Genomic DNA, 19049 nt, shown 5'->3' on the forward strand with positions numbered 1-19049 from the left:
GGGGCGCAGGTCACCACTTGCTCCACGGCATGTTCCACCCGTTGAGCCCGTTGCCCGGCTGGATGTGCTTGTCCTTGGAGTTCTTGACGACGACCACGTCCCCGATCAGGGACTTGTGGAAGAACCAGGCCGCCGGGGACTTCTTGTCCCAGCCGCCGCGCACGTCCCGCAGCCCGATGCAGCCGTGGCTGACGTTGCTCTTGCCGAAGACGCCGCCCGCCCAGTAGTTGCCGTGGATGAAGGTGCCGGACGTGGACAGCCGCATGGCGTGCGGGACGTCCTTGATGTCGTACTCGCCGCCGAACCCGACGGTGGCGCCGTTCATCCGGGTCACCTCGTGCTTCTCGCTGATGACCATCTTCCCGTTGTACGTGGTGGTGGCCGGGGCCCCCGCCGTGATGGGCAGCCGCTTGATGACCTTCCCGTCGCGCACCACGGACATCTGCTTCTTCTTCACGTCCACCGTCGACACCTGGGAGCGGCCGATGGTGAACGAGACCTTCTTGAGCTGCTTCCCGTAGACGCCGGGGCGGCCCCGCACCCCGTCGAGGCCGAGCGTCACGGTGACCTTGGTGCCGGGCTTCCAGTACTTCTCGGGGCGGAAGTCGAGCCGGTCGTTGCCGAACCAGTGGCCCTTGACCGGGACGGCCGGCTCGGTGGTGATCCGGATGGCGCGCTCCACCGACTCGGGGCGGGTGATGCCCCGGTCGAAGGTGATCGAGAACGGCATGCCGACACCGACGGTGGACCCGTCCTCGGGGGTGAAGGTCCCGAGGAACGTGGTCTTGGGCACGAAGGTGGTGAAGCGCGACTCCTTGGTCGACTCGCGCCCCTCGGCGTCCACGGCCACGGCGTGGACCTGGTACGTCGTACCGGAGGAGAGGTGGCGATCGGGCGTCCAGCGCAGGCCGTCCGCGGCGATCCGACCGGGCACGGCACGGCCCTTGGTGTCCTCGACCCGGACCTCGCGGAGCTTGCCGCGCGCCGCGGTGACCTTCAGCTTCCCCTCGGTGGGAACGGACTTCGCGCCGTCGGCGGGAACGATCCGGACGGCCGCCCGGGACGGTGCGGCGTCCGCCGATCCGGAGGCCGCCCGGTCCTTGCCGCCCTTGGCGTCAGCGGCGTCCCCGTCCTGCCCGCCGCCGCCCCCGCCGCAGCCGGTGACCAGGGCGAACGCCGCCGTGAGCGCGATCGCGGCGAGCCCGGTCCGGCGGCCTGCTCTCCTCCCCCCTCCCCGGTGGACCGGGTGCGCACCGGATATGGGTCCCCTCTTCACGGTCTTCACGGTGACTCTCCCCTCGCACGGCCCGAGCGGGCCGGCACCCCCGCGCGTAGAGCGCGCTATGGATCACCCTAGCCACCGGGCGCCGCTGCGGGAGGACCGCGGTTGTCACCGTTCGGTCCCGGATCCCTGTGTGTCCAGGGGCTGTTGGGGGCAGCCACGGGGCGTGCGGGTCAGGGCAGCGCGGAGCCCGAGCGCCACTGCGCCCAGTCGAGGTTCCAGCCGCCGAGCCCGTTGTCCGCCGCGACCACCCGGTCCTCGCTGTGGCGCACCTCCACCACGTCCCCGACGAGGGTCCGGTCGAAGAACCAGCCCGCGGGAGTGCGGGAACTGCCGCCCTTGACGTCGCGCAGTCCCACGCAGCCGTGGCTGACGTTGCGCTTGCCGAAGACGCCGCCCGCCCAGTAGTTGCCGTGCAGGAACGTCCCCGAGGAGGTGAGCCGGATGGCGTGCGGGACGTCCGGGATGTCGTACTCACCGCCGAAGCCGACCGAACGGCTGTTCATCCGGGTCGTCTCGAACATCTCCGTGACCACCATCTTGCCGTTGTACGTGGGCGACTTGGCGGTGCCCGCCGTGGCCGGGAGGGTGGCGAGCAGTTCCCCGTCGCGCCGGACCTCCAGGGTGTGCGCCGCGGTGTCCACCACGCTCGTCTGGGCGCGGCCCACCGTGAAGGCGAAGCTCCGGTCCTGGAGTCCGTGGACCCCGGGGGCCGCCTCCACGTCCCGTAGCCGCAGCCGCACGGTGACCTCGGTGCCCGGCTTCCAGTACGTCTCGGGCCGCAGGTCCAGCCGCTCGGCGCCGAACCAGTGCCCGACGACGTCCACCGGCGGCCGGGCGGTGACCTCGACGGCGCGCTCCACGGCGGCCCGGTCGACGACCTTCCGGTTGAACTCCAGGGAGATGATCATGCCGGTGCCGACGGTGGCCCGGTTCTCCGGCGCGGTGTAGGCGAGGAACCGTTCGTCGGGGACGCGGGTCCGGAAGGTGGTGTGCCGGGCGGTCCGGCGGCCGTGGCCGTCGAGGGCGACCGCGTCGACCCGGTACGCGGCGGCCGGCGCCAGCCGCTTCGCGGTGGGACGCCAGCTCAGTCCGTCCCCGGAGACCCGGCCGGGTACGGGGTGCTCCCGGGCGTCCCCGGTCCTGACCACCCGTACGGACTCCAGCCGTCCGTCGGGCACCCGCACCACCAGCGGATCGTTCACCGCGACGTCCCGGCGGGCGTCGGCGGGCCACACCTGGATGGCGTCCCGGGGCGCCCGGGGTTTGCCGGCCAGGCCCTCGGGACCGCAGGACGAGGCCCCGGTGAGCAGGGACAGGGAGGTGACGGCGGCGGCGAGCGCCGCTCCCGCGCGCGGGGCGCGTCTCAGTAGTCGGATCACGCCCCGCCCAACGACCGTCCGCGCCCCGGGAAACGTGGCCCCCTGCCGGGTGCCGGGACGGACCGGGCGCCGGAGGAGGACCTAGGTCCAGCGGCCGAGGCGGGGCGGGGCGAAAACCGGTGGGCCCGGCGGAATCCGCCACGTAAGGTCGGTTTTGATGCCCACTACACCCACACCGGCGGAGCCGGTGGAGACGCCCACGCCGCCACCCGCCGGCGAGACCCCTGCCGTCCGCACCCTGCTGCGCCTGTGGCCGTACGTCCGCCCGGTGCGCGCCCGCTGGATCTCCGCCGCGGCCGTCGCCGTGGTCGCGTCCTGCCTGTCCCTGGTCTTCCCGATCGCCCTCAAGTGGCTGGTCGACGGACCGATCACGGACCGGGACCAGCGGGGCGTCTGGCTGGGGGCCGCCCTGCTGCTGGCGCTCGGCGTGGTGGAGGCGGTGCTCTTCGGCTTCCGCCGGTGGCTCGTCGCCCGCCCGCTGGCCGCCGTGGAAGCCGCGATGCGCTCCGACCTCTACCGCCACCTCCAGCGGCTACCGGTCGCCGTCCACGACCGCTGGGCCTCCGGCCAACTGCTGTCCCGGGGCACCACGGACCTCGCGGTCATCCGGATGTTCCTCGCGTTCCCCCTGACGTTCCTGCTGGTCAACGGCATCACGATCCTCGCGGGCTTCGCCGTGCTGCTGTCCCAGGAATGGACGCTGGGGCTGATCCTGCTGCTTCCCGCACTGCCGATGATGGTCATCGGGTACCGCTTCGAGGGCGGTTACTCCGCGGCGTCCCGCCGGGCCCAGGACCAGGTCGGCGACCTGACGACGGTCGTCGAGGAGAGCATCCTCGGCATCCGGGTCATCAAGGGCTTCGGCCGCCACCGCAGCCAGGCGCACGCCTTCCGCGAGCTGAGCGGGAAGCTGCGCGGCACCGAACTGCGCAAGGCACGGCTGCTGGCCACCGTGCAGGCCTCGCTGACGTTCTTCCCGGAACTGGCGCTCGGCTCGGCCCTGGTGGTGGGCACCGTGCAGGTCGCCGACGGCACCCTGTCGGCGGGCACCCTGGTCGCCTTCCTGTCGACCGCGCTCGCCCTGCGGTGGCCCGTCGAATCGCTGGGCTACCTCGTCGCCATGAGCCAGGAGGCGGCCACCGCCACCCGTCGTTACTTCGAAGCGATGGACGCCCCGGAGGAGGACCCCCACGGCACCGGGGTCCACGACGGGCTGCTGCCGGACGACGACGGACTGCGCTTCGACGGCGTCACGTTCCGCTTCCCCGACGCCGACCCGGACTCCGTACCGGTCCTCGGCCGGGTGGACCTGCACGTGCGGCGGGGCGAGACGATGGCGCTGGTCGGCGCCACCGGCAGCGGCAAGACGACGCTCACCGCGCTGGTGCCCCGACTGCACGAGGTCAGCGGCGGCCGGATCACGCTGGACGGCCGGGACGTCACCGCGATGGACCGCACCGAGCTGCGCACGTTGGTGTCGATGGCGTTCGAGGAACCGACGCTGTTCTCGGCTTCGATCGCGGAGAACGTCCGGATGGGCGCCACCACCGGCGAGGACGCCACCACCGGCGGGGACGGCACCGCGACGGCGGACGCCCGCGACGCCGCGCCCGACGCCGCACTGGAGCGGGCCCTCGCCGTCGCCCAGGCCCACTTCGTCGCGGACCTCCCGCACGGACTCGCGACCGAGGTCGGCGAACAGGGCCTCAGCCTCTCCGGCGGACAACGGCAGCGGCTCGCACTGGCACGGGCCGTCGTCGGCAACCCGCGCTTCCTGGTGCTCGACGACCCGCTGTCCGCCCTGGACGTGCACACGGAGGCGGCCGTCGAGGCCGCGTTGCGGGAGGTCCTCGCCCAGACGACGGCCCTCGTCGTGGCGCACCGCCCCTCCACCGTGCTGCTCGCCGACCGGGTCGCCCTGCTGTCCGGCGGGCGGATCACCGCGGTGGGCACCCATCACGAACTGTTGCGCGACAGCGCCGAGTACCGGCACCTGATGTCGGGCGACGACGGCCCCGAGGGGCCCGAGGGGGACCGGACCCGATGACGACGACCAGCGAACGACCCCGACCGACACCCGAGGACCGGCCGCCCACCACGGCCGCGGACACCGCCCCGCCCGGGCCCGGCGACCCCTTCGACCAGGACGACCTGCCCTCCCCCCGGGGAGCGACCGGCGCCCTGTTGCGTTCCCTGCTCGGCCCGCACCGCCGCATGGTGGCGGTGACGGCCCTGTGCCTGCTGGTCCAGCAGGCCGCGGTGCAGGCCGGCCCGCTGATCGTGGCGTACGCGATCGACCGCGGGGTCCCCGCGTTCCGCGCCGACGACCACGGGCCGCTGATCGCGGTGGCGGTGGCGTACCTGCTCGCGGCGGCCCTGGGCAGCAGCCTGGAGTACGGGTTCATCCGGCTCGCGGCCCGCGTCAACCAGGCGGTGCTGCTGGACCTGCGCGGCCGGATCTTCCGCCACGGGCAGGCGCTCAGCGTCGACTTCCACGACCGCTACACCTCGGGGCGGCTGATCTCCCGCTCCACCTCGGACGTCGAGGCGCTGCGGGAGTTGCTGGAGGAGGGCCTCCAGGAACTCGTCGGCGTGGTGGTCTCCTCGCTGTACATCACGGTGATGCTGCTCTGGCTGGACCTGGCCATGGGCTCGGTGGCCGTGCTGTCGTTCGTCCCGCTGTACTTCGTCATGCGGATGTACCGGCGGCGGGCGGCCCGGGTGTTCGCCGAGCGGTCGTCAGCGATCGCCGATCTGATCGTGAAGTTCGCGGAGACCCTGAACGGCATCCGCCCGGTGCGGGCGTTCCGCCGCGAGCGGGCCAACGACGCGCGGTTCGCGGTGCTCAACCGGCGGCACGAGCGCGCCAACGGGGACTCGCTGCTGGAGATGGCGCGTTACGTGGTGCTGTCCCGGCTGATCGCGAACGCCGCCGTGGCCGGGATGGTGCTGTGGGGCGGCTACCGGGTCGCCGGCGGCACCCTGGAACTGGGCGTGCTGGCGGCCGCGGTGCTGTTCATCCGCCGGCTGTACGACCCGATCGACCGGCTCGCGATGTTCCTGAACTCGTACGAGTCGGCCGGCGCCTCGCTGCGGAAGATCGCGGGGCTGCTCCATCAGCGTCCCTCGGTACCGGAGCCGGTGGAGGCCCGCGAACTGCCCGGACGCGAGGGGGACCGGCCGGGCCGCGAGGTCGTCTTCGACGGGGTGCGCTTCGCGTACCGCACGGGCGGCGAGATCCTGCCCCGCTTCGACCTGCGCGTACCGGCCGGCCAGACGGTCGCCGTGGTCGGGTCGACGGGGGCCGGCAAGTCCACCCTGGCGAAGCTGCTCGCCCGGTTCTACGACCCGACCGAGGGCCGGGTCCTGCTCGACGGGGTGGACCTGCGGGACCTGGCCTTCCCGGAGCTGCGGCGCGGGGTCGTGATGGTCACCCAGGAGGCGTTCCTGTTCTCCGGCACGGTCGCCGAGAACATCGCGATCGGTCGCCCCGACGCCTCCCGCGAGGAGATCGAGCGGGCCGCCAAGGCGATCGGCGCGCACGACTTCATCACCGCGCTGCCGGACGGGTACGACACGGACGTCCGCAAGCGGGGCGGGCGCATCTCGGCCGGGCAGCGCCAGTTGGTGGCCTTCGCCCGGGCGCTGCTCGCGGACCCGGCGGTGCTGATCCTGGACGAGGCCACCAGTTCGCTGGACGTGCCGGGCGAGCGGGCGGTGCAGCAGGCGATGGACACCGTGCTGCGGGGCCGCACCGCGCTGGTCATCGCCCACCGGCTGTCCACGGTGGAGATAGCCGACCGGGTGCTCGTGATGGAACGCGGCCGGGTGATCGAGGACGGCTCCCCCGCCGAGCTGATCGGCGGCACGGGCTCGTTCGCGGGGCTGCACCGGGCCTGGCGGGAGAGCCTGGTCGGCTGAGGCCCGGGGCGCGGGCCCGCGCGGGGTCGGCGGACCTCGGGCCCGTCGTGCTCGGCTCAGGCCCCGTCGTGGTCGGCTCGGGCCCGCCGGCGCTCGGCGAGCCGCTCCCGCGACCACTCGGTCCACGGGTGCGCGGGTCCGAGCACGCGCGCCCGGGCGTCCGCCACCCGTTCGGCCTGCGCCACCGCCGCCGCGAGCTGACCGAGCTCGCCGAGCACCCGGCTCAGCAGGGAGCGGGCGGCCAGGGTCTTGGGGTGGTCCGGCCCGTAGTCGCGCTCGAAGGCCGCGAGCACGTCCCAGACCAGGGGCAGGGCCTGTCGCTGACGGCCGGCGGTGATCAGGGCGAAGCCGTGGTTGAGTTCGGCGGCCAGGGTGATCGGGTGCCCGGCGCCGACGCTGCTGCGGCAGTCCGCCAGCAGCTCGGGTCCGGTGGTCGGGTCCGGTTCCGGGCCGGCCGTGAACTCCAGGAGGTACGTCCGCGCGACGAGGGTCGCCGGATCGGCCGCGCCCCACGCGGCGGTCCGGCCCGCCACGGCCCGCCGCAACAGCGACACCGCCTCGCTCCGCTGGTCGAGCGCCCAGAACAGCACCGGGGACAGGCCCACGCAGCTCTCCAGCGTCTCGACGGCGTCCGCGCCGAACGCCGCGGTGCAGTCCGCGAGGACGAGACGATGGGCCGCCGCTGCCTCCTCGTACCGTCCGAGGCGGTACAGGGCCCGCCCGACGCGTTGGCGGATCGCGATCACCGCGGGGTGGTGCGCGTCCAGCAACCGCGTGCCGCGCGCCACCGCGTCCTGCCCCACCGACAGCGCGGACGCGTGGTCGCCCGCCCGGTGCAGGGCCACCACCAGCCGCAACGCGCAGTCCAGCACGCGCGTCGCGGTCTGCGGACCGACCTCGCTCCACCGGGTCGCCCGGCGCAGCAGCGCCCGGACGTGCGGCGCGAACGGGGCGAGCGACGGGTCCTCGCGCGCCCAGGGGCGCGTCACCTCGGGCAGCACCGTGCCGAGCAGGTCGGCGGCGGCACCGACGAGCGTCTCGCGCTGGGTGGCCGGGACGCCCCGGGCGATGCTGTCGAGCAGGACCCCGTGGGTGCGCACGCAGCGGGGCGGACCGGGGACGAGGCGGGTGAGCGAGTGGTCGAGCAGGCCGCGCAGCGCCGTCTCCACCCGTGCGCGGGGCAGCACCGCACCGATGCCCGCACCCGCCAGCAGGGTGAGCGGCAGCGGGTCGTGGGACCAGCAGGCGAGCAGCCTGATCAGGGTGGTGGCCTCGGGCAGCCCCTTGGCACGCAGGGCGTCCAGGGAGAGTTCCCAGGTGCTGCTGGCGAGATGGCGCGAGTCGTGGCCGCCGTCGTACTCGGCCCCCTGGTCCAGGAGGGCGATGGCGTCCACCTCGTGCCCCCGGTCGAGGGCCCTTCCGTACTCCGTCATGCTCCACGGGCTGATCACCTGGTGCGCCAGGTAGCCGCCGGCGAGGGTGAGCGCCAGTGGCAGCCGTCCCAGTCGGTCCGCGACCTCGGTCGCGTCCTGGACCGTTCCGCTCTCCGGGGCCAGGTCGCACAGCACCCGGGCCGCGTCCTCGCGCGGCAGCACCCCCACGTGGTGGAGTTCGGCGCCGGGCCACCAGTGCGCGGCGACCTGCCGGGTGGTGACCAGGGTGATGCCGCGCGGGCTGGTGCGCAGCCAACTGCCGTCCCGCAGTACGGCCGGGTCGTCGGCGTTGTCGATCACCAGGAGCCACGGTTCGTCGGACCGGTCCAGCCGGTCCCACACCAGGTCCGCGGCGGCCCGCAGCCCGGTGCGCGCGGCGGTGAGTTCGCCTTCGCCCGCCCCGCGGTCCGCGGCGACGGCGAGCATTCCGGCACGCAGCGAGGCCAGGTCGGAGGCGTTGACCCACAGTCCGATCCGCCCTCCCCCCGTGGTCGCGGCGCGGAAGAGTTCCGAGGCGACGGCGGTCTTGCCGCAGCCGCCCAGACCGTGCAGGACGTAGACCTGGTGGGCCCGGCCGTCTTCGAGGGCGGTCCGCAACCGCGCCATCAGTTCCGCCCGGTCGCGCAGGACCACCGGTGGGCGCCCCACGGCCGGTCGCCGCACGGAGTCCGGTGCGGTGCCGGCCGCGCCGGACCGGGCGTCCCCGTGGTGGTGGTGCTCGGTGATGTGCTGGTCCCCGCGGGACTGGTAGACGCGGCCGTTGTCCTCGGCCCGGCCGTCGGTGGACCCGCTCATCGCTCGGTGATGTGCAGATCGTGGCCGGCCTGGTAGATCCGGGAGTCGCCGGAGGCGGTGGCGCGCTGGGAGAGTGCCGGTGCGGTTGCCGGGCCGGGGACGAGTGCGTCCAGCATGCTCCGCAGTTCGACCGCGACCTCGGGCCGGTCGAGGAGCAGCCGCCGGATCCGGGCCTGCCAGGTGGCTGCCAGTTCGTCCTCGGCGCCCGGGGCCGTGGTCAGGTCCGCACGGGTGCCGTCCAGTTCGGCGGCGACCGCGTCGGCCCGCTCGGGGCGGGCCCGCCGCCAGAGGGCGACGACTCCGTCCCTGGTGTGCTCCCAGGCGTCGGTGGCCAGCAGGGTGACGAGGGTCAGGCCCGCGCTCTGCGCGAGCGCGGTCAGCTCCGGGTCCATGGCGCACGCTCCTCGCGCTGCTGGGTGGTGGGTGCCGGGTCACAGGACGGCGGGTGGTCCGAGCGGGGCGATCTCCCGCTCGAAGAACTCCGAGAACTCCTCGCCCGCGCGGTACAGGGAAGCGAATTCGGCGAGCGTCGTCGCGATCTCCTCGGAATCGGTGAACCGGCGGGCACCCGCGCCCTTCAGCTCCTCGTCGTAGATCACGGCGTACATCACCGCATTACCGAGCACGACGACCTCGGGAAAGGGAACATCGCGTTCCCATTCTGTGATCTCCCGGGCGTCGAGTACCCGGATCTCCTCGCCCAACTGCGATCGGAGCCGAAAGGAGTGCATTTCCCACTGGAGGTACGGAGTCACCGGGAATTCGACGATACGGAGCCTGCGGAACACCAGGTCGCGTCGAGCGGCGTCCTGGAAGTACGCGGCGACGGAATCCCGCTCGGCCTCGATCAGCCGCAGGGCGCCCGGCCAGTCGCCGCGCGCGAACGCCTCCCAGCTCGGTGAGCCCTGCTCCTTGAACGTCTGGCCGCGCTCGATCTTGGCGAGGAGACGGATGTCGCCGCCGTAGAACCGGCCGAAGTCTTCGAGGTAGTCGGGCCTCTTGAGGACCTCGCCGGCGCCGTCGCGGAAGGACTCAAACACGGGGGATGTCCGTCTTCGCCGAGATGAGCATGGTGCGGGGGATGACCACGAGGCGCTCGTCCGGGCCGATCGAGACGCCGTCCGGTAGGCGGACGCCGAGGGAGGCGGTGAGGTCTCGTCCGATCACGGCGAAGTCGCCGTTCTCCAACTCCCAGATGTCCGGGCATTCGGGGCCGGAGTTGGTCAGGCCCAGTTCCAGGGCCGACTTGCCGAGGCGCCTCTTGAAGTGTGTTTCCCGGTCTGCTTCCCACGGCCTGCTCATGGCGTCGCCCTCCTCCGACCTCGTTACCCGAAGGTTAGCAGCGACGGACAGTCAAATACGGTGCTGCATAAGGTATTTGGCCTGATCGGGTGAGAGGTGCGGGGCTGGGTGTCCAGCTGGGGTGCGGGGGAATTCGGTTCAGAATTCGAACGGGTACGGGACGCCCCGGACCGTCACCGGACGCACCGGCATCGCACGGCCGCGGCCGGCCCCGGTCGGGCAGCGGTGCGGTCAGTCGCCCGTGGCGTGGGCCCGGAGGAAGGTCCGTACGGCACGTTCGGCGATCGCCCGGGTCTCGGCGGTGGAGATCGGACGGATGCCGAGCCCGGAGCGCAGTTCCAGCGGACCGGTGAGCAGGGACAACAGTTGTTCGGCCGCGTGCGCGGGGTCACCGGCGCGCAGCCGTCCGGCGAGGATGAGCCTGGCCAGTCGATCGGCGAGGGCGTCGGCGACCCGGACCGCCGTGCGTTCCTGCACGGCGACCACGAGGTCGGGGAACTCGGCGACCTGGGCGTGGGTGAGCCAGCGCAGCGCGCCGGCGCGTTCGCTCCGGCAGACCTTCAGCAGCCGGAACGCCACGTCGTCCAGGGCGGCTTCGAGGTCGTCGCCGGGGGTGCGCAGGCGGTCCAGGACGGCGAGGTTCTCCTCGGCGACCGCGTCGGCCGCCGTCTCCATCGCCCGACGGAAGAGGTTCTCCTTGTCGGCGAGGTGGTTGTAGACGGTGGGCTTGGCGACCCCGGCCTCCGCCGCGATCTCCTTCACGCACGCCCCCGCGTAGCCGCGGCGGGCGAAGACGACGAACGCGGCGTCCAGGATGGCCCGCCGCTTGTCGATGCGCCCGCTCCCGCCGGCGCTCCCGGCGCCCGTGCCCCGCACGGTACCGGTCGATGCGCCGCGTCCCTCCGTCATCCGACCACCCGTGTCCGCCGACCGCTCATGTCCGCATGGTAGCCCGGTGCGCCGATTTGAACCTGCGGGTTCAACTCACCACACCCACGTGTTTAACTGACGAGGGCAAGGGATTGAACCCATTGGTTCAATCTTCCCGGGGCGAGGGCCGTCCCGGGACGAGGAGGAGGTCGAGGAATGATCGTCAACATCCTGCGCTTCAGCTTCCGGGACGACACGACCGAGGCGGAGCGGGAGGAGGCGTTGGCCGCGATGCGCCGCACGTCGACCAGCGAGTGGGCGGAGTTCGGGGCGGTCGGCCGGGACATCGGCGACCCCGCGGAGGGCTTCACCCACACGTACCTCGCCGGGGTCCGGGACCTCGACGCGCTGGAGCGCTACCTGTACGACCCGGTGCACCTGCGGGGCGACGACGTGATCGTCCCCCGGCTCTCGCGGCTGGTGAGCCTGCGGCTGTCGGACGATCCGACCCCGGACCTGGAGGAGCGGATCGCCGCGTTGCACCGGGCCAAGCGGGCGGAGCATCCTCGCTGGGCGCGGCAGCTCGATGCGATTCCGGACGTCCGTCTACGGTCTGGCGACGCCGTGGTGCGCTGACGGGCTCGGCGCCCGGCCGATCCGGTGCGGTTCCGCTCGGGGTGCGCTGTCCGGCTCGGCCCGCCGGGGCGTTGCGCAGTTCCCCGCGCCCCCCATCGAGGTGCGACCCGGTCGACGTACGCGGTCCAGCCCGAGTGCGCGGACGGTTCGCGCAGTTCCCCGCGCCCCTAACCGGGGCACGACCCGGCGGGCGTACGCCGTCCAGCCCGAGTGCGCTCGGGGATTGCGCAGTTCCCCGCGCCCCCATCCGGGGCACGAGGTGGTGGACGTGCGCAGTTCCCCGCGACTCTGTCCGGGGCGCGGGTCGGTGGGCGTGTGCGGGCTCCGATGGGGGCGCGGGGAACTGCGCAGAACGACAGCGCACCCGCACAGGACCCCGCACCCCCAGGTGAACGCACCCGATCAGGGGCGCGGGGAACTGCGCACCCCCAACGCACCGAGCGGGACAGCGCACCACCAGGAGGACGCACCCGCAGGGAACCGCTCAGCGGACGCACGCCTCCGAGCAACGGACCATTTCGAGCCAACGTTATGACGCGCTCCTGACAAGTGCGCCGCCGGAGTGCCAGTCTTCCCCTCGGTCGCCGTACCGCACGGTCCGTCCCGCTCGCCCCGGCGGCACCGTACGGCACCCCGGCCTGGCCGGCCACCGCACCACCCGCAGCGACGCGGGCTCCTCCCGCCCCGGCGACCCGGGCGCCGCCGCAGACCCCCCGGGCGGGGACCACCACGCACCGCGCGCTTCCGCCGTCCCCCAACCGGGGGGACACCGACCGCACATGGTTCCGCCACGATCTGCCCGGACGGCCACCCGCCGCCCGGCTCCCCTGGTCGCGCACACCGGCGACCACGCAGAAGGAGTCCGTGTTGAAACCCATCTCCCCCCTGCCCCCCGCGCCGCACTCCGGTAGCCGCCGCACCCGGCGCCGCCGGGCCACGACCGGCGGCGCACTCGTCGCCGTCGCCGCGTTGCTGGCCGTCGCCGTGCAGACGGGCGCCGCCACCGCCGCTCCCGAGGGGCGGGCCCAGGCCGCGTCGACCAAGGCCGACCCCGGCTCGCTGCCCGCCAAGCTCTCCCCCGCCCAGCGCGCCGCACTGATACGCGACGCCGAGGCGAGATCGGGCGCGACCGCCCGGGAGTTGGGCCTCGGCGCCAAGGAGAAGCTGGTCGTCCGCGACGTCATCAAGGACCGCGACGGCTCGACCCACACCCGGTACGAGCGCACCTACGACGGGCTCCCCGTCCTCGGTGGCGACCTGGTGGTGGACAGTGCGGCGTCGGGCGCCACGCAGGGCGTCACCAAGGCGTCGCGTTCCGCGCTGAAGGGCATCGCCGCCGCTCCGCGCATCGCGGCCGCCACCGCGGAGAAGCAGGCGGTGCGCGAGGCCGCCGCGGAGGGCTCGAAGAAGAAGTCCGCCGACCGCGCCCCGCGCGAGGTCGTCTGGTTGGCCTCCGGCAAGCCCGTCCTCGCGTACGAGACCGTGGTCGGCGGTTTCCAGCACGACGGGACCCCCAACGAACTCCACGTCGTCACCGACGCCGCCACCGGCGAGAAGCTGTACGAGTGGCAGGCCATCGAGAACGGCGTCGGCAACACCCAGTACAGCGGCCAGGTCACCGTCGGCAGCACCCAGTCGGGCGGGAACTACACCCTGACCGACTCGACGCGCGGCAACCACCGCACGTACAACCTGAACCGCGCCACCAGCGGCACCGGCACCCTGTTCTCGCAGTCCAACGACACCTGGGGCGACGGCACGCCGAACAACCTCGGTACCGCCGGCGCCGACGCCGCGTACGGGGCCGCGGAGACCTGGGACTACTTCAAGGAGGTCTACGGGCGCAGCGGCATCCGGGGCGACGGGGTCGGCGCGTCCTCCCGCGTCCACTACGGCAACAACTACGTCAACGCGTTCTGGTCCGACTCGTGCTTCTGCATGACGTACGGCGACGGCGCGGGCAACGCGAAGCCGCTGACCTCGTTGGACGTCGCCGCGCACGAGATGACGCACGGCATCACCTCGAACACCGCGGGCCTGATCTACAGCGGGGAGTCCGGCGGGCTCAACGAGGCGACCTCCGACATCTTCGCGGCGGCCGTCGAGTTCTACGCGAACAACACCTCCGACCTCGGTGACTACCTGGTCGGCGAGAAGATCGACATCCGGGGCAACGGCACCCCGCTGCGGTACATGGACCGCCCCAGCCGGGACGGTTCGTCCAAGGACTACTGGTACGCGGGCATCGGCTCGGTGGACGTGCACTACTCGTCCGGACCGGCGAACCACTGGTTCTACCTGCTGTCCGAGGGCAGCGGCACCAAGACCCTCAACGGGGTGTCCTACGACTCGCCGACCTCCGACGGGCTGCCGGTGACGGGCATCGGTCGGGAGAAGGCCGCGCTGATCTGGTTCCGCGCGCTCACCACGAAGTTCACCTCGTCCACCAACTACGCGGGCGCCCGCACGGGAACCCTCGCGGTCGCGGGCGAGCTGTACGGGACGACGAGCCCCGAGTACAAGGCGGTGCAGGACGCGTGGGCCGGCGTCGCGGTCGGCAGCCGTCCGGGCGGCGAGCCGCCCACCGGCACGGTCTTCGAGAACACCGCGGACGTCGCCATCCCGGACCGCGGATCGGCCGTGACCTCGGCGGTGACCGTCACGGGCCGCACCGGCAACGCCCCGAGCAACCTGGCCGTGGGCGTGGACATCGTCCACACCTGGCGCGGTGACCTGGTGGTCGACCTGGTGGCGCCGGACGGCACGGCGTACCGCCTGAAGGGTTCGAGCAGCGGCGACTCGGCGGACAACGTGAGCACCACGTACACCGTCGACGCGTCCTCGGAGGTGGCCAACGGCACCTGGCTGCTCCGGGTGCAGGACGTGGCCGCCCAGGACACGGGGTACATCAACAGCTGGAAGCTGACGTTCCCGTAGCCTCCCCGGCTCGACGTGACCGGGCGGCCGGGGGAACGACGGATCCCCCGGCCGCCCCGCGGCGCGCCTCAGCGCAGCAGCACTCCCGCGCCGGTGGCCGTCCCGGTCACCGGCGCGGCGACCAGCCCCAACTCCGCCGCGGACCCCAGCAGCGGATGCGCCGGCAGGATGCGGACGGTGTACCCGAAGGGCCCGGTCCTGGCAAGGTCGAGTTGCCCCTCGTACACCCAGCACCCCTCCAGGTCGGCGCCCCCCGCCGGTTTCAGCGGCACCGCCACCGCGTCGACGATCCGGTCGTCCGGGTCGACCCGGCCGGCGACCGCCTGCACCTCCACGTCCCCGGGCGCCAGTTCGCCGAGCCGCACCCTGACCCGCAGCGGCAGCACCGCCCCCAACTCCGGCGGCGCACCCGCACCCGACGCCTCGACGTGGTCGACGGCGACCCGCGGCCAGGCGGCCCGCACCCGCGCCTTCCAGCCGGCCAGCTCCCGGGCCGCGTCCGCGGTCAGCGCCCGGTGCGCGGTGGTCGCGGGCACGTACAGCCGCTCCACGTACTCCCGGACCATCCGGGCGGCCAGCACCTTGGGGCCGAGCCGGGTCAGGGTCTGGCGGACCATGGCGACCCAGCGGTCGGGCAGGCCGTCCGGGCCCCGTTCGTAGAACCGGGGCGTGATCCGCCGCTCCAGCAGGTCGTACAGGGCCCGCGCCTCCAGGTCGTCCCGCCGCTCGGGGTCCGTGGCGTCACCGTCGGCGGTGGGCACCGCCCAACCGAAGTCGGGCTCGTACCACTCGTCCCACCAGCCGTCGCGGACCGACAGGTTCAAGCAGCCGTTGAGGGCCGCCTTCATCCCGGAGGTCCCGCACGCCTCCAACGGGCGCAGCGGATTGTTCAACCAGACGTCACAGCCGGGGTAGAGCTTTTGCGCCATGCCCATGCCGTAGTCGGGCAGGAACACGATCCGGTGCCGCACCCGCGGGTCGTCGGTGAACCGCACCAGTTCCTGGACGAGCCGCTTCCCCCCGTCGTCCGCGGGGTGCGCCTTCCCCGCGACGACGACCTGCACCGGCCGCTCCGGGTGCAGCAGCAGCCTCGTCAACCGTTCCCGGTCCCGCAGCATCAGGGTGAGCCGCTTGTACGAGGGGACCCGGCGGGCGAAGCCGATGGTGAGCACGTCCGGATCGAGCACGGAGTCGATCCAGCCCAGTTCGGCCGCCGCCGCCCCCCGCTGCCGCCAGGACCGGTACAGCCGCTCGCGGACCTCGCCGACGAGCCGTTCGCGCAGGTTGCGGCGCAGTCCCCACAGGTCGGGGTCGGGGATCTCCGCGAGGGCGTCCCACCGGGAGTCGTCGCCGGTGGAGAGCGCCTCCTCGACCCGACGCGCCCCCAACTGCCGGGCGCTGAGCCGCAGCACCTCGGGCGCGACCCAGGTGGGGGCGTGCACGCCGTTGGTGACGGAGGTGATGGGCACCTCCTCGGCGTCGAAGCCGGGCCACAGGCCGGCGAACATCTCACGGCTGACCCGCCCGTGCAGCAGGGACACCCCGTTGGCCCGCTGCCCGAGCCGCAGCCCCATGACGGCCATGTTGAACAGGGTCGGGTCGCCGCCGGGATAGGTCTCCCGGCCGAGGCGCAGCACCTGGTCGGCGTCGAGTGCGGGGAGTTCCGCGTCGGGGCCGAAGTGCCGGGCGACGAGATCGCGGTCGAAGCGGTCGATGCCGGCCGGGACGGGGGTGTGGGTGGTGAAGACGGTGCCGGCGCGGACCGCCTCCACCGCGGCGTCGAAGTCGAGACCGCGGCCGACGTGTTCGTGGATGCGCTCGACGCCGAGGAACCCGGCGTGCCCCTCGTTGGTGTGGAACACCTCGGGCGCGGGGTGACCGGTGAGACGGCAGTACGCGCGCACCGCCCGGACCCCGCCGATGCCGAGCAGCATCTCCTGGAGCAGCCGGTGTTCGCTGCCGCCCCCGTACAGCCGGTCGGTGACCTCGCGCGCGCCGCTGTCGTTCTCCTCCAGGTCCGAGTCCAGCAGGAGCAGCGGCACCCGGCCGACCTGGGCGACCCAGATCCGCGCGCGCAGGCTCCGCCCGCCGGGCAGGGCCAGCGCGAGGTGCGCGGGGGTGCCGCCCGGTTCGCTGAGGACGGTCAGCGGGAGTTCGTCGGGGTCGAGCACCGGGTACTGCTCCTGCTGCCAGCCGTCCCGGGACAGGGTCTGCCGGAAGTAGCCGTGCCGGTAGAGCAGTCCGACCCCCACGAGCGGGACGCCCAGGTCGCTCGCGGCCTTCAGGTGGTCCCCGGCGAGGATGCCCAGGCCGCCGGAGTACTGGGGCAGGGCCGCGGTGATGCCGAACTCGGGCGAGAAGTAGGCGACGGCCGCCGGTCCCCCGCTGCCGGTCCGGGTCTGGTACCAGCGGTCGCCCCCGGTGTACTCGCGCAGGTCCTCGGCGCAGGCGGCGAGCCGGTCCAGGAACGCGGGGTCGGCGGCGAGGGCGGCGAACCGTTCGGCGGTGACGGTGCCGAGCAGCCGGACCGGGTCGCGGTGGGCGGCGTCCCAGCGTTCGGGGTCGAGGGAGCGGAAGAGCTCGCGGGTCTCCTCGTGCCAGGACCAGCGCAGATTGCGGGCCAGGTCGTTCAGCGGGGCCAGCGGCGCGGGGAGCACGGGTCGGACGGTGATGCGACGGATGGCCTTCAAGTTTCCACCTTCGCAGTGGGACGCAGGAGGGAAGCCGCGCGTCCTGCTGCGGGCTCCACGTCAAGCTTCGAAGGTATCGGCGCGCGCGCCGCACGGGTCAGCGCGGCGCACAGGCTCCCGGTCCGAGGTCACACGTCCGGACCCATCCGCCGGACGGCGCCCACCGCAGTGCGGTCAGAAGTGGGGTCAGAAGTGGTCGGCGTACCGGGCCGGATCGCACAGTTCGACGACGACCTCACCGGACGTCGGATCGGTCCCGGGGTCCGCCGCGTACCGCACGCGGGCGCCCACCCACACCAGGTGGGGCTCGGTGCCGATGACCCGGCAGCGGAAGATGAACCCCTCGGGGAACCGGACCAGCGACTCGTTGCGGGCCAGCCGGGTGTACCGGTGGACGACCGTCGAGCGGACGACCACGCCCTCCCCGGTGCTGCGCTCGGACTCCAGGTCGCTGGAGGAGCACACGGGACAGAGCAGCCGCCGGAAGGACGGGGTGCCACACCAACGGCAGCGCTGGTACGGAAGGCCGGTCTCCCCGTGGGTGTCTGACGTGGTGTCGGTTCCGGGCTGGGACATGGACGGACCCCCTTGCGCTGGCTCGGTGGCGCACCGGCCGCGTCGGCGCGACCGATGCGCGCACCATATGACACTCAGTGTCGAGCATGCTAGGCACTGAGTGTCGTTAATTTGGGCCGTAGGTCCTGACCTCGGCTTTCGCCGGATTTCTCTGCTCTCGTCAGCTCTCGTCAGCTCTCGTCAGCTCTCGTCAGCTCTCGTCAGCTCTCGTCAGGTCTCGTCGGGTCTCGTCAGTCGTCTTCCAGGGCCGACTCGATCCGCTGGACCATCTGCCACAGCGGCGCGTTCCGCTTGGCGACGACCACGATCACGTCCTCGTCTTCGGCTCCGCCGGCCGGGGCGCCGGTCGCCACGGGCCCGGGCGACCGGGTGGGCGCCGACACCTCGCCGGACTCGTTCCACACCCGCAGCACCAGGTCCAGGGCGTGGTCGACCTCCTCGTCGGGATCGCCCGCGCCCCCCGCGCGCAGCCAGGTCCGCAACCCGTTGTTGTGCGCGGCGACCACGGCCGCGGCGATCATCTCGGCCCGCAGGTCCCCGTCCCGGGAGGCACCGAACCGCCCGCGCAGGTACCCGGCGAGGGTCGCCTCGTACCGTCGGACGACCGACAGTTCGTACGTCCGCAGCCCGGACACCTCACGGGTGAGCCGGTAGCGCTGGACCGAGAACTCGGGGTTGGCCGCGTACAGCCGCAGCACCAGCCGCGCCGCGTCGCAGACCCGGGCCACCGGGTCCCCGCCCGGGTGCGCGTCGAGGAACGCCCGCATGTCCGCCAGGCACCTCTCGTGGTCCGGGAAGACGGCGTCCTCCTTGGACGGGAAGTACCGGAAGAACGACCGCCGCCCCACGCCCGCACGGGCCACGATGTCGTCCACCGTCGTCTGCTCGAAGCCCCGCTCCAGGAAGAGCTGGAAGGCGGCTTCGGCCAGCGCCTCGCGCATCGGGGGCTTCCCCTCGCGCACGGGGCCGGGGCCGCCGGCGGCCGGATCTGTGTCTGCGGTCATGCGGGGAACGTAACACCGCGGGCCCACTTTTGGCACTACGTACCTTTACAGAGGGTACTGAGTGCCATAGTGTCGCATTGCTGGTACGGGTACGGGTACACGTACGCGTAGGGGCCGTCTCGCCGATAGGAGTGTTCGCTGTGAGCTTGCGGATCGTTGTGTGTGTGAAGTACGTGCCGGATGCTGCGGGTGAGCGGGGGTTCACGAAGGAGGGTGTGGTG

Annotated in this window: 14 protein-coding genes; 4 read left to right on the forward strand and 10 right to left on the reverse strand. The window is 73.1% G+C overall.

The window, feature by feature from the left end:
- Window positions 1-10: 10 nt before the first annotated feature.
- Together ACFYOU_RS31110 and ACFYOU_RS31115 are read right to left on the reverse strand one after the other, a co-directional pair.
- Window positions 11-1276 (reverse strand): Ig-like domain-containing protein, encoded by a 1266-nt coding sequence (locus tag ACFYOU_RS31110; protein WP_391310352.1) that lies wholly within the window; start codon window positions 1274-1276, stop codon window positions 11-13.
- Between the two features lie 179 nt (window positions 1277-1455).
- Window positions 1456-2664, reverse strand: a complete 1209-nt coding sequence (locus ACFYOU_RS31115; RefSeq protein ID WP_391310353.1) for an Ig-like domain-containing protein — start codon at window positions 2662-2664, stop codon at window positions 1456-1458.
- A gap of 157 nt (window positions 2665-2821) precedes the next feature.
- Between ACFYOU_RS31115 and ACFYOU_RS31120 the strand changes: the two genes are divergently transcribed.
- Complete coding sequence (locus ACFYOU_RS31120; RefSeq protein ID WP_391310355.1) at window positions 2822-4711, forward strand: ABC transporter transmembrane domain-containing protein; 1890 nt, start codon at window positions 2822-2824, stop codon at window positions 4709-4711.
- Window positions 4708-6585 (forward strand): ABC transporter transmembrane domain-containing protein, encoded by a 1878-nt coding sequence (locus tag ACFYOU_RS31125; RefSeq protein WP_391310357.1) that lies wholly within the window; start codon window positions 4708-4710, stop codon window positions 6583-6585. Before ACFYOU_RS31120 ends, ACFYOU_RS31125 begins: the two co-directional genes overlap by 4 nt.
- Window positions 6586-6641: 56 nt before the next feature.
- Here the strand turns inward: ACFYOU_RS31125 and ACFYOU_RS31130 are convergent, their stop codons facing one another.
- From ACFYOU_RS31130 to ACFYOU_RS31150, 5 genes are all read right to left on the reverse strand, one after another.
- Entirely contained in the window at window positions 6642-8813 is a 2172-nt protein-coding gene (locus ACFYOU_RS31130) for a tetratricopeptide repeat protein (RefSeq protein ID WP_391310359.1), read from the reverse strand.
- Complete coding sequence (locus tag ACFYOU_RS31135; RefSeq protein WP_391310361.1) at window positions 8810-9205, reverse strand: hypothetical protein; 396 nt, start codon at window positions 9203-9205, stop codon at window positions 8810-8812. The genes ACFYOU_RS31130 and ACFYOU_RS31135 overlap by 4 nt, the downstream gene beginning before the upstream one ends.
- A gap of 39 nt (window positions 9206-9244) precedes the next feature.
- On the reverse strand, window positions 9245-9853 hold the full coding sequence (locus ACFYOU_RS31140; RefSeq protein WP_391310363.1) for a DUF6879 family protein: 609 nt from the start codon (window positions 9851-9853) through the stop codon (window positions 9245-9247).
- Entirely contained in the window at window positions 9846-10115 is a 270-nt protein-coding gene (locus ACFYOU_RS31145; protein ID WP_387010401.1) for a hypothetical protein, read from the reverse strand. The genes ACFYOU_RS31140 and ACFYOU_RS31145 overlap by 8 nt, the downstream gene beginning before the upstream one ends.
- Before the next feature lie 231 nt (window positions 10116-10346).
- Window positions 10347-11024 (reverse strand): TetR/AcrR family transcriptional regulator C-terminal domain-containing protein, encoded by a 678-nt coding sequence (locus ACFYOU_RS31150; RefSeq protein WP_391310365.1) that lies wholly within the window; start codon window positions 11022-11024, stop codon window positions 10347-10349.
- A gap of 177 nt (window positions 11025-11201) precedes the next feature.
- Between ACFYOU_RS31150 and ACFYOU_RS31155 the strand changes: the two genes are divergently transcribed.
- Both ACFYOU_RS31155 and ACFYOU_RS31160 read left to right on the forward strand, forming a co-directional pair.
- Entirely contained in the window at window positions 11202-11621 is a 420-nt protein-coding gene (locus tag ACFYOU_RS31155) for a Dabb family protein (protein WP_391310367.1), read from the forward strand.
- Window positions 11622-12488: 867 nt separating this feature from the next.
- Window positions 12489-14558, forward strand: coding sequence for a M4 family metallopeptidase (locus ACFYOU_RS31160; RefSeq protein WP_389773478.1), 2070 nt, complete (start codon window positions 12489-12491; stop codon window positions 14556-14558).
- Window positions 14559-14626: 68 nt separating this feature from the next.
- Here the strand turns inward: ACFYOU_RS31160 and glgP are convergent, their stop codons facing one another.
- The 3 genes from glgP to ACFYOU_RS31175 all read right to left on the reverse strand — a co-directional run bounded on the left by glgP (window position 14627) and on the right by ACFYOU_RS31175 (window position 18765).
- A complete protein-coding gene (glgP, locus tag ACFYOU_RS31165; RefSeq protein ID WP_391310369.1) occupies window positions 14627-17248 on the reverse strand; it encodes an alpha-glucan family phosphorylase in 2622 nt (873 codons plus the stop codon).
- Window positions 17249-17434: 186 nt separating this feature from the next.
- On the reverse strand, window positions 17435-17824 hold the full coding sequence (locus tag ACFYOU_RS31170; RefSeq protein WP_391310371.1) for a zinc ribbon domain-containing protein: 390 nt from the start codon (window positions 17822-17824) through the stop codon (window positions 17435-17437).
- A 230-nt stretch (window positions 17825-18054) separates the two neighbouring features.
- A complete protein-coding gene (locus ACFYOU_RS31175; RefSeq protein WP_391310378.1) occupies window positions 18055-18765 on the reverse strand; it encodes a TetR family transcriptional regulator in 711 nt (236 codons plus the stop codon).
- Window positions 18766-19049 lie beyond the last annotated feature (284 nt).

It is taken from the genome of Streptomyces sp. NPDC005955 (assembly GCF_042871255.1).
Taxonomy (GTDB): Bacteria; Actinomycetota; Actinomycetes; order Streptomycetales; family Streptomycetaceae; genus Streptomyces.

What these genes read in the sequence shown, in the direction of transcription:
- ACFYOU_RS31120 (WP_391310355.1), top strand. Translation starts at nt 2,822, where the DNA reads ATGCCCACTACACCCACACCGGCGGAGCCGGTGGAGACGCCCACGCCG.
- ACFYOU_RS31125 (WP_391310357.1), top strand. Translation starts at nt 4,708, where the DNA reads ATGACGACGACCAGCGAACGACCCCGACCGACACCCGAGGACCGGCCG.
- ACFYOU_RS31130 (WP_391310359.1), bottom strand. Translation starts at nt 8,813, where the DNA reads ATGAGCGGGTCCACCGACGGCCGGGCCGAGGACAACGGCCGCGTCTAC.
- ACFYOU_RS31135 (WP_391310361.1), bottom strand. Translation starts at nt 9,205, where the DNA reads ATGGACCCGGAGCTGACCGCGCTCGCGCAGAGCGCGGGCCTGACCCTC.
- ACFYOU_RS31145 (WP_387010401.1), bottom strand. Translation starts at nt 10,115, where the DNA reads ATGAGCAGGCCGTGGGAAGCAGACCGGGAAACACACTTCAAGAGGCGC.
- ACFYOU_RS31150 (WP_391310365.1), bottom strand. Translation starts at nt 11,024, where the DNA reads ATGACGGAGGGACGCGGCGCATCGACCGGTACCGTGCGGGGCACGGGC.
- ACFYOU_RS31155 (WP_391310367.1), top strand. Translation starts at nt 11,202, where the DNA reads ATGATCGTCAACATCCTGCGCTTCAGCTTCCGGGACGACACGACCGAG.
- ACFYOU_RS31170 (WP_391310371.1), bottom strand. Translation starts at nt 17,824, where the DNA reads ATGTCCCAGCCCGGAACCGACACCACGTCAGACACCCACGGGGAGACC.
- ACFYOU_RS31175 (WP_391310378.1), bottom strand. Translation starts at nt 18,765, where the DNA reads ATGCGCGAGGCGCTGGCCGAAGCCGCCTTCCAGCTCTTCCTGGAGCGG.